9 protein-coding genes and 1 pseudogene are annotated in these 9,290 nt (G+C 66.1%); 3 read left to right on the top strand and 7 right to left on the bottom strand.

The annotated features are described in order from the left end of the window. The 3 genes and pseudogenes from ACK5IR_RS10000 to ACK5IR_RS09990 all read right to left on the bottom strand — a co-directional run. A pseudogene (locus ACK5IR_RS10000) lies at window positions 1-289 on the bottom strand (Na(+)-translocating NADH-quinone reductase subunit C); the annotation flags it as partial. Next, window positions 282-1,493: an NADH:ubiquinone reductase (Na(+)-transporting) subunit B gene (locus ACK5IR_RS09995; RefSeq protein WP_416928437.1), complete on the bottom strand. Its 1,212-nt coding sequence runs from the start codon at window positions 1,491-1,493 to the stop codon at window positions 282-284. The pseudogene ACK5IR_RS10000 and the gene ACK5IR_RS09995, both read right to left, overlap by 8 nt. A 4-nt stretch (window positions 1,494-1,497) precedes the next feature. Then, window positions 1,498-2,844 carry a Na(+)-translocating NADH-quinone reductase subunit A gene (locus ACK5IR_RS09990; RefSeq protein WP_416928435.1) on the bottom strand — a complete coding sequence of 449 codons (1,347 nt, stop codon included), beginning with the start codon at window positions 2,842-2,844 and terminating at the stop codon, window positions 1,498-1,500. A 245-nt stretch (window positions 2,845-3,089) separates the two neighbouring features. Between ACK5IR_RS09990 and ACK5IR_RS09985 the strand changes: the two genes are divergently transcribed. After that, a complete protein-coding gene (locus ACK5IR_RS09985) occupies window positions 3,090-4,121 on the top strand; it encodes an FAD:protein FMN transferase (protein WP_416928433.1) in 1,032 nt (343 codons plus the stop codon). 30 nt (window positions 4,122-4,151) lie between these two features. Then, the gene (gene nqrM, locus ACK5IR_RS09980; protein ID WP_416928431.1) at window positions 4,152-4,391 is read left to right on the top strand and encodes a (Na+)-NQR maturation NqrM; all 240 of its coding nucleotides are present in this window, start codon (window positions 4,152-4,154) and stop codon (window positions 4,389-4,391) included. Window positions 4,392-4,571: 180 nt separating this feature from the next. Here nqrM and ACK5IR_RS09975 read toward each other — a convergent pair whose 3' ends face one another. Further along, window positions 4,572-7,058: a penicillin acylase family protein gene (locus ACK5IR_RS09975; protein WP_416928429.1), complete on the bottom strand. Its 2,487-nt coding sequence runs from the start codon at window positions 7,056-7,058 to the stop codon at window positions 4,572-4,574. Between the two features lie 81 nt (window positions 7,059-7,139). On the opposite strand from ACK5IR_RS09975, the gene ACK5IR_RS09970 reads away from it, so the two are divergent. After that, complete coding sequence (locus ACK5IR_RS09970; RefSeq protein WP_416928427.1) at window positions 7,140-8,012, top strand: NAD(P)-dependent oxidoreductase; 873 nt, start codon at window positions 7,140-7,142, stop codon at window positions 8,010-8,012. A gap of 151 nt (window positions 8,013-8,163) precedes the next feature. On the opposite strand, the gene rplI is transcribed toward ACK5IR_RS09970, so the two are convergent. The 3 genes from rplI to rpsF all read right to left on the bottom strand — a co-directional run. After that, a complete protein-coding gene (rplI, locus tag ACK5IR_RS09965; protein ID WP_416928425.1) occupies window positions 8,164-8,787 on the bottom strand; it encodes a 50S ribosomal protein L9 in 624 nt (207 codons plus the stop codon). Between the two features lie 11 nt (window positions 8,788-8,798). Further along, window positions 8,799-9,026 (bottom strand): 30S ribosomal protein S18, encoded by a 228-nt coding sequence (gene rpsR, locus ACK5IR_RS09960; protein ID WP_416928423.1) that lies wholly within the window; start codon window positions 9,024-9,026, stop codon window positions 8,799-8,801. 28 nt (window positions 9,027-9,054) lie between these two features. Beyond that, a partial coding sequence (gene rpsF / locus ACK5IR_RS09955; protein WP_416928421.1) for a 30S ribosomal protein S6 occupies window positions 9,055-9,290 on the bottom strand: 236 nt, incomplete at its 5' end.

Raw genomic sequence — 9,290 nt, 5'->3', positions numbered from 1 at the left:
AGATGCCGGCGGCAAGGTCGACCACGCGCGGCTCGAAGGCGGCAAAGGCTTCGGTCACATCGGTTCCCGGCTCGTAGCGCCCGGCGACCTGGAGGATGTTGACCTGCTTGTCGCGCAGCTTGTTCGCCTCCTGCTGCGGGCGCAGGCTCACCGCCGCCGCGCTGACGATCATCGAGCAGAACAGGCAGAGCGTGACGGCGACGACCACTGTCTTCTGCACCGAATCCACCGGCAGCGCCTTCCAGCGGGCGACAAATCCGCCGCCGTTTGCGGGGTCGTTCTCAGGCATTGCGCTTTGCCCTCCGAGCGATGTTGGCCCGCACCACGAACCAGTCGATGAGCGGGGCGAAGATGTTGGCGAAAAGGATGGCGAGCATCATGCCTTCGGGAAAGGCGGGGTTCAGGACCCGGATCATCACCACCATGAAGCCCACCAGTGCGCCGTACCAGTAGCGGCCCACGTTGGTATGGCTGGCCGAAACCGGTTCGGTCACCATGAAGGCCAGCCCGAAGGCCCAGCCGCCCAGCACCATGTGCCACCAAAAGGGCATGGCGAACATCGGGTTGGTATCGGAGCCGATCAGGTTCAGCAGCAGGCTGAAACCCGCCGTGCCGGCGATGCAGCCGACCACGAGGCGCCAGTTGGCGATGCGGGTGACGAGCAGGAAGATCAGCCCGATGGCGCAGGCGATGGCCGATGTTTCGCCGATCGAGCCCTGAATGGTGCCCCAGAACGCATCGGCAAAGGTGATGCCGGTTCCGGCGAGGCCGGGCACGCCATCCCTGGCGGTCACGGCCAGGGCGGTTGCGCCGGAAAAGCCGTCGACCGGGGTCCAGACGCTGTCGCCCGACATCTGGGCGGGATAGGCGAAATACAGGAACGCGCGCCCTACCAGCGCCGGGTTGAGAAAGTTCTTGCCGGTGCCGCCAAAGACCTCCTTGCCGATCACCACCCCGAACGAGATGCCAAGCGCCACCTGCCAGAGCGGGATGGAGGCGGGCAGGATCAGCACGTAGAGCATCGAGGTGACGAGAAAGCCCTCGTTGACCTCGTGGCCGCGCACCAGCGCGAAGACCACCTCCCATATCCCGCCGACGACAAGCGTGACGATATAGATCGGCAGGAACCACAGCAGCCCGTGGAACAGGCAGGCGATCGGGTTTGCCGGGTTCAGCCCGAAACCGCCGAGTATCTGCATCAGCCCGATCCGCCAGCCCTGCATTGCCGGTTCACCCATCGCGGCGAGCGCCGTGTTGGCCTGAAATCCGGTATTGTAAAGGCCCCAGAGGATGCAGGGGATCGTCGCAATGACCACATAGGTCATGATCCGCTTCATGTCGGTAAAGGTGCGCGCATGGGGCGCGGCAGTGGTCACCGACTTTTGCGTGTAGAGCACGCTTTCGACCATCTCGTACATCGAGTGGTACTTGTGGTACTTGCCGCCCGGCTTGAACCCGGGCTCGATTCGGTCGAGATATGATCGCAGACCCACGGCTTCAGCCCTCCTTCTCGATCTTGGTCAGACTGTCGCGCAGGGCGATCGCGTATTCGTACTTGGCCGGGCAGGCATAGGTGAAAAGCGCCACGTCCTCCTCGTCCAGTTCCAGCGCGCCGAGCGTCTGGGCAACATCGGTATCCATGACCAGAAGCGCCCGCAGAAGCTGTGTGGGCAGCAGATCCTGCGGCATCAGTTCCTCGAAGACGCCGGTGGGCACCATCGCCCGCCGTGCGCCGTTGAGGTTGGAGCCCATGGGAAACTTCCCGAGGCGGTTCAGCGCCGAGGCAAGGATCGGCATCACCGCATGCTGGTCCGGGCGCGGGCGCAGCCAGCCCAGAAACACCTGCTTCCGGTCCTCGGTGATCATCGTCACCTGGCGGTGATGGCGGCCGAGGAAATCGAAGGCGCCATCGGCGATCCGCCCGCTCAGCACCGAACCGGAGATCACCCGCAGCGGCTCGTCGCCGGCGATCTCGTCCTCGGTCAGGTCGGCGATATTGGCGCCGAGCATCGTGCGCAGAAGCCGGGGCCGCAGGGCGCGCGGCCCGGCGAGCGAGACGATGACGGTCGGGTCGAGAAACCCGGTTGTCAACAGCCGCCCGATGGCGATCACATCCTGATAGGAGATCGTCCACACCGTTCTGCTGGCACTGGGCGGTTCCAGAAAATGCATGTGGGTGCCGGCAAGCCCCGCAGGGTGCGGGCCCGAGAAGGTCGCGACCTCGACCCCTTCGACCGAGCCGCCCGGAACCGACGCGCCGGTCGCGTGGCAGAGCCAGGTCCTGCCCGTGCTCAGCCTGGCGATCGCCGCCAGCCCGGCCTCGAAGGCATCGGGTGCTTCGGCGATGACCAGCGCCGCGTCGGGGGCGAGCGGTTCGCTCTCCATCGCCGTTACGTAGATGGCGGCGGGGCGGGTGTCGGCGGCGGGGATTTTCGAATAGGGCCGCGTCCTGAAGGCCGGCCACAGGCCCGCCCGGCAGAGCTGCGCCGCGATTTCATCCGCACCGGCCTGCGCATCGAGCAGGCCGAAATCCGTTCCGCGGTCGAACGGATCGGCAACCTCGATCACCACGCTTTGCAGAACCCGCCGTGCGCCGCGATTGATGGCCCGGACACGCCCCCTGACCGGCGAAACAAAGAGCACGTCGGGCGAATCCTTGTGCGCGAAAAGCGGCGTGCCGCGTTCGACACCATCGCCTTCGGCGACCAGCATCCGTGGTTTCAGGCCGATATGATCGGCCCCCATCACGGCGACCGTGGCGATCTTCGGTCCGTCGTGGATTGTCTGGTCGGGTTCCCCGCTGATCGGCAGGTCCAATCCCTTTTTCAAGGCAAACTCGGGCATCTGGGTCGCTGCGTTCCGTTCCTGTTGTCGTTCGTCGCGTCCTGCCGCTGCCGGCGTACCCGGCGGGCGGGTCGCTGTATGCACCGGCATACGTTTCCGTTCCGTCCATCCTTATCGGCGCATCGAGGGTTGCACAATAAGCTGTGGGGAAAAGGCGCAGGCGGCCGTTGCCTCGTTTTGCCGCGCGTTGACAGGCCGCAACCGAAATGAGAGACCGCAGCGACCGGACAGCAGGGATACCCGTCATGCGCATGATGTATCGAGCCACAGCCCTGGCCGCGCCGCTTCTTCTGTCGGCCTGCTTCGGCGAGGACGAGGGCGCCACCGTCAGGCTTTCAGGCGAAACCATGGGCACCACCTATCATGTCACGGCGGTGGGCGTGCCGGGCGATCTGGGCGAAGAACAGATCGGCGCGGCGGTTGAGGAGGCTCTGGCGGCGGTCAACGCCAGCATGTCGAACTGGGACCCGAACTCCGAGGTTTCGCTCTTCAACGCCGCGCGGACAACGGAGCCGGTCGATATCTCGCCGGAGTTCGCCCATGTGATGGCGGCTGCCGGCAGGGTAAACGCGATTTCGGGCGGCAAGTTCGACGTCACGCTGTCGCCGCTGATCGAATTGTGGGGTTTCGGCCCGAAACAGCCGGGCGAGCCGGTACCGGCCGATGCCGAGATCTCGGCGGCGCTGGAACATGTGGGGCAGGCGGAGTTGTTGAGCCTCGACGGCGGCACCCTGGCCAAGCGCGACCCGTTGGTCTCGGTCAATCTTTCGGCCATTGCCAAGGGCTATGGCAACGATGCGGTGGCCGGGGCGCTCAGGGAACTGGGGGTCGAGAACTACCTGGTCGAGATCGGTGGCGATCTGGTCGCCGCCGGCCGGAACGAGGCGGGCGAGACATGGAAGATCGGCATCGAAACGTCGGAAACCGGCAGCCGGTCGGTCGAGATGGTGCTGCCGGTCGGCGACCTCGGCATGGCGACCTCGGGCGATTACCGCAATTTCTTCGAGCAGGACGGGGTACGCTATTCGCACCTGATCGACCCGACGACCGGCCGCCCGATCACTCACCGCACGACATCGGTTACCGTGCTCGCCGAGGACGGCATGATGGCCGATGCGCTGGCAACGGCGATGATCGTGATGGGCGAGGAGGCAGGCATGAAGGCGGCCGAGGCCAACGGGCTTGCCGTCTATTTCATCTCGCGCGCCGAAGGGGCGGAGGAGACCTATGTCAAGAAGGCGAGCCGCGCGTTTGAAAAGCTGCGCGATGCACGCTAACCTGCCGGCCTGAACAGGGGGCGATCCGAGATGTCGACATTCATCCTGACCTTCGTGGTGCTGGCCGTTGTCATGGGAGCGATGGCCATCGGTGTGGTGCTGGTGGGCCAGCGGATGCGCATCAAGGGCAGTTGCGGCGGGCTGAACGCCATCGCCGGCGCTGACAAATGCGTCGTCTGCAACAAGGACATCGACCCCGACAGCCCCCTGCGCGACCAGTTCGCCGGCTGCCCCCGTGCCCGCAACGCGACCGGAGGGTCAGGGCGGTAACCGAATCTCTCGCGATGTTGCGTGAGAGCGGCAGCGAATGCCGGCCCGCGCGGGCAGTCCGTCATTCGACCCGCTGAGCGCGTTGCACAAGCCGATCGTCGGTCCTGCGCTCGAATAGCCCGAACCACCACTCTTCGGGCGGTCGCGATGGAGTTCGACACCGTATCCGTGCGGGTTCGCTCAGTCCGGCGGGGTCGTCTCGCGCGGCGTCAGGTGGGTGATCCCCACCGCGCCGGCGCGGGCAAGCTCCGGGTCGAGGGTCATCGGGATGTATTCGCCCTGCCGCCACAACTCTCCCAGATCGTCGTAATGGCTGCTGAGCGGATGACCCGACTGGCCGGTGGCGGTAATGAAGACCGAGGCATCGGGATCGGCGAAATCGTAGACCCCGCGGTAGCCTGCGGCATGCACATTGGCAAAGGGCATCGGGTCGCTGCCGCTGGTCAGCCCCCGTTGCAGGGTATTGTCGCCGCCGCTGGTCGATTGTTCGATATTGACGAACCACCTGAGCACCGGCACCTCGCCCAGCACCTCGTGCCTGTGCTGCGCGGGATGCGCATCGCCCCAGCGCAGGCTTTCCAGCGCGGTTCCATATCGCTCGCCGATCCAGATCAGCGCCTCGTCGAGCGCGATCCTCGCCGTGTCGGTACAGGTCTCCTCCATCGTCGTCTGGCGGATGTCGCACCACGCCCCGGCGCCGTCGATGTTGCGGAACACACGTTCGAGGAAAACCGGATCGGGATGGGTAAAGGAATCGGAGAGCGGGCCGATATCGTCGAGGATCAGCTTGTGCTGAAGCTGGCGCATCCAGGCGGCATAGATCAGCGGTTCGGGCTGATGTTCGGTCATCTCGCCGTTCCAGTTGGCGAGCAGTTCCAGTGCCCGCTGCCGCTGCCGGTCGGGGGTTCCCTCGGCCGCAGCCTCGCCGGTGAACCACAGGTCGCGGGCGATCAGCGGCAGAAGCGACCGCGCAGCGGTGGAAACGGTATCGAGCTGGGCGGCGATGAAGCTTTCGCGGGTGTGGACCTCGCGTTCCTCCATCAGCTTTTGCAGGCGCAGGATGCGCACGCTGTCGCCCCAGACGAAGCTCACGTTGTCGGGAAACGCACGCCGGGTGGTCGGGTTGTTGGTATTGCCCAGAACGCCCGACGCGGGATCGACGACGCGGGGGTTGTTCTCGTAGGGCTGCCGGCCGCGCCAGCGGTTCTCGACCTGCCAGCCGAGCGACGGGATGCGCCCCTGGCTGTAGTGCCGCGGGTCGCGGTCGGGTATCGCGCCGATGACCTGCAGAGCGATACCGTCGCGGTCGGCGAGCATCAGGTTGATCGCCGGCGCGATATAGTTCCGCCCGGCTTCAATTGCCTCGTCGGCCGATTGCGCACGCAGCAGGCGCAGCACCGCCGATATCGACCTGTCCGCCGGGTCGAGCGCCGTCCATGCGAGCGAGACCACATGGCCGGGCGGCGTGATTGCGGCGAGGTCCATGTGGCTTCCGGGTATGACCGGGCCGTTTTCGCTCCAGCGCAGGGTGACGGTGACGGGGGGGGCATCCTTGACCCGGATGATCGAGCGTTCGGTCCTGAACGGCGCCCAGCCGCCGGGAGTGCGGTATTCTTCCGTATCGGCGGGGTTCAGTTCCTCGATATGCAGGTCCTGTGTGTCGGCGTAGGAATAGGTCAGCCCCCAGCCGAGGTCTTGCGAGCGGCCCGACAGGATGCCGGGAATGCCCGGGATCGTGGCGCCGATCACGCCGCCGGTCGAAAGCTCCAGACGCGCCAGGTACCAGATCGTCGGTGCCGATAGCCGAAGGTGGGGATCGTTCGCCAGAAGCGCGCCGCCCGCCGCCGAGCGTTCGCGCGTCGCGGCCCATGCGTTCGACGCCCCGCCCAGGGCCGGCGACGGAACGGGGAAGAAATCGGGCCCGGGCGTGCTGTAGCCGGCTGCGCCGGCGCGGTCGCCCGGGTCCGGGGCAACGGCGCTGAAATCGGGCATCGGTACGCCGGCGGCCGTTCGCGGCGCATCCGGCAGCAGGTCGGCCAGCCGTTCGGGCGACAGAACGAGGGCCGCGCGCGCCCGCAATATCTCGTCCGACATCTGCTGGTCGAGCCGCAGGGCCATCAGCTTGAGCAGGGCGATGGAATCGGCTGGCTCCCACGGCGCGATTTCCGGCGGAAAGATGAAGAACTCCGGCGCGCCGCGCCCCAGCGCATTCTCGTTCACGGTGCGAATCCAGGCGTTCACGCCCCGCGAATAGGCTTCGAGCAGGGCAATCGCCCCGGCGTCCTGCGCCGCGACCGAGGCATGGGCGAGCCGGTAGAGATCGAGCCGGCGCATGAATTCGTCGGTTCTGGCGGTCCTCTGGCCGAAATATTCCGACAGGCGGCCCTGCGCGGTCCGCCGCATCAGGGTCATCTGCCACAGACGGTCCTGCGCGTGGGCGAATCCGAGGCCGAAAAGGACATCTTCGTCGGTCTCGCCGAAGATGTGCGGCACGTCGGCATTGTCGCGCACGATCTCGACCGGCGCGGCGATTCCGTCGAGCGTATAGCCGGCGTTGTAGTCGGGCAGCGAGCGGGACGCGAAGTAATAGACCAGCGCCGCCGCCAGCCCGGCCATGACCGCGACAAGGATGAACAGCCGCAGCGTCCAGCGGAAAACGCGTTCCATGCTTCCTCTTTCAGTTGACCCGCTCCCGGGGTCGGGTAGGTCTGAAACAACGGTAGATCAAGTCCCGGGAGGGGGAAAGTAATGGCGAAGGTTGCGTTTCTGGGGCTCGGCGTGATGGGCGCGCCGATGGCGGGGCATCTTGTGCAGGCCGGGCACGAGGTGACGGTCTATAACCGGACCGAGTCCAGAGCGAAGGCCTGGATCGCCGCCTATGGCGGCTGGATGGCCCACACCCCGGCCGAGGCGGCGGCGGATCAGGATTTCGTGATGTCCTGCGTCGGCAACGACGACGACCTGCGTCAGGTCTGCATCGGCGAGAACGGGGCCTTCGCCGCGATGAAGGAGGGCGCGGTCTTTGTCGATCACACGACCGTTTCGGCCGGCGTGACGCGCGAGATGTACGCCGCAGCCGACGAAAACTGGATTTCCTTTATCGACGCACCGGTATCGGGCGGGCAGGCGGGGGCCGAGCGCGGGCAGCTTGTGATCATGTGCGGTGGCGACGAGGGAGCCTATGCGCGCGCCGAGCCGGTCATTACCGCCTATTCCAAGCTCTGCCGCCGGCTGGGCGAAAGCGGCTCGGGGCAGCTTTGCAAGATGGTCAATCAGATCTGCATCGCCGGTCTGGTGCAGGCGCTGTCCGAAGGTCTCCACTTCGCGCAGAAGGCCGGGCTCGACCCGGCGGCGGTGATCGAGGTCATCGGCGGCGGCGCGGCGGGTTCGTGGCAGATGGCGAACCGCTATCAGACGATGCTGGACGATCAGTACGACCACGGGTTCGCGGTGGACTGGATGCGCAAGGACCTGCGCATCTGCCTCGATGCCGCCGACGAGAAGGGTGCCAGCCTGCCGGTCACGGCGCTGGTCGACCAGTTCTACAAGGACGTGCAGAAGATCGGCGGCGGACGCTGGGACACGTCGAGCCTGCTGCGGCGTCTGAACCAGACCGGTTGACACCGGCGGCCTTCGGGCTTGCGCCGCGCCCGGGTGCCTTGCTCACTCGGGCAAGACCGTCATCCGGTGACGGATACGGCCATTACAGGCGGATCAAACGAAGCGGGCCGCCAGATCTGGCGGCCCGCGAAGCTCTCGGGAGGTCGGAAGATCAGTCTTCGATCGGGTCCTGCGGGGCTTCTTCGGCGGTGGCGCCGCGCAGGTCTACGTCGTCGTCGGCGGCACTGCCGATGTCGTCGAAAAGCTCGGCAATCTCGAATTCGCTGGCGGCTTCTTCCTCGGCGGCCAGTTCCTGGATCGTCTTGCCCGAGGCCTGCAGTTCGGCCTCCTCGGTCGAACGGGCGACGTTGAGGATGATAGAAGCCTCGACCTCGGGGTGGAGGATCACATGCACATCGTGCAGGCCAAGATCCTTGATCGGCCGGGCGAGCGCGACCTGCTTCCTGTCGACCGAGAAGCCGCCCGCGGTTGCCGCGTCGGCGGCATCGCGCGGGGTAACCGATCCGTAGAGCGCGCCGGCGTCCGACGCCGAGCGAATCACCACGAACTGCTGGCCGTCGAGCTTTTCGGCCAGCGATTCGGCCTCTTTCTTCGTTTCGAGGTTGCGGGCTTCGAGTTGGGCGCGTTCCGCGTCGAAACGGGCCTTGTTGGTATCGTTCGCGCGCAGCGCCTTGCCCTGCGGCAGCAGGAAGTTGCGGGCATAGCCGTCCCTGACGGTGACGACCTCGCCCATCTGGCCGAGCTTGGCCACGCGTTCCAGAAGGATAACGTCCATCGGGCTTCTCCTTACTTCACGGCATAGGGCAGCAGGGCGAGGAAGCGGGCGCGCTTGATGGCGCGGGCCAGTTCGCGCTGCTTCTTGGCCGAAACGGCGGTGATACGGGAGGGCACGATCTTGCCGCGCTCGGAAATGTAGCGCTGAAGCAGGCGGGTGTCCTTGTAGTCGATCTGGGGCGCGTTCTCACCGGAGAACGGGCAGACCTTGCGGCGGCGGAAAAACGGTCTTGCAGCCATTGGTTATGCTCCTTTTCTCGGGGTGGGATCAGCGGTTGCGACGGCGATCGTCGCGATCGTCGCGCTTCTGCATCTGGGCGGAGGGGCCTTCGCCATGTGCGTCGACGCGAATGGTCAGCACGCGCATCACGTCGTCGTGCAGGCGCATCAGGCGCTCCATCTCCTGAACGGCGGGGGCCGGCGCGTCCGTCTTGAGGAAGACGTAATGGCCCTTGCGGTTCTTGTTGATCTTGTAGGCCATGGTCTTGACGCCCCAGTATTCCT

It is taken from the genome of Tropicimonas sp. (genome assembly GCF_047971885.1).
Lineage (GTDB): Bacteria > Pseudomonadota > Alphaproteobacteria > Rhodobacterales > Rhodobacteraceae > Tropicimonas.
Note: the sequence above shows the minus strand (reverse complement) of the source record. Positions and strands in the feature narration are given on the sequence as shown.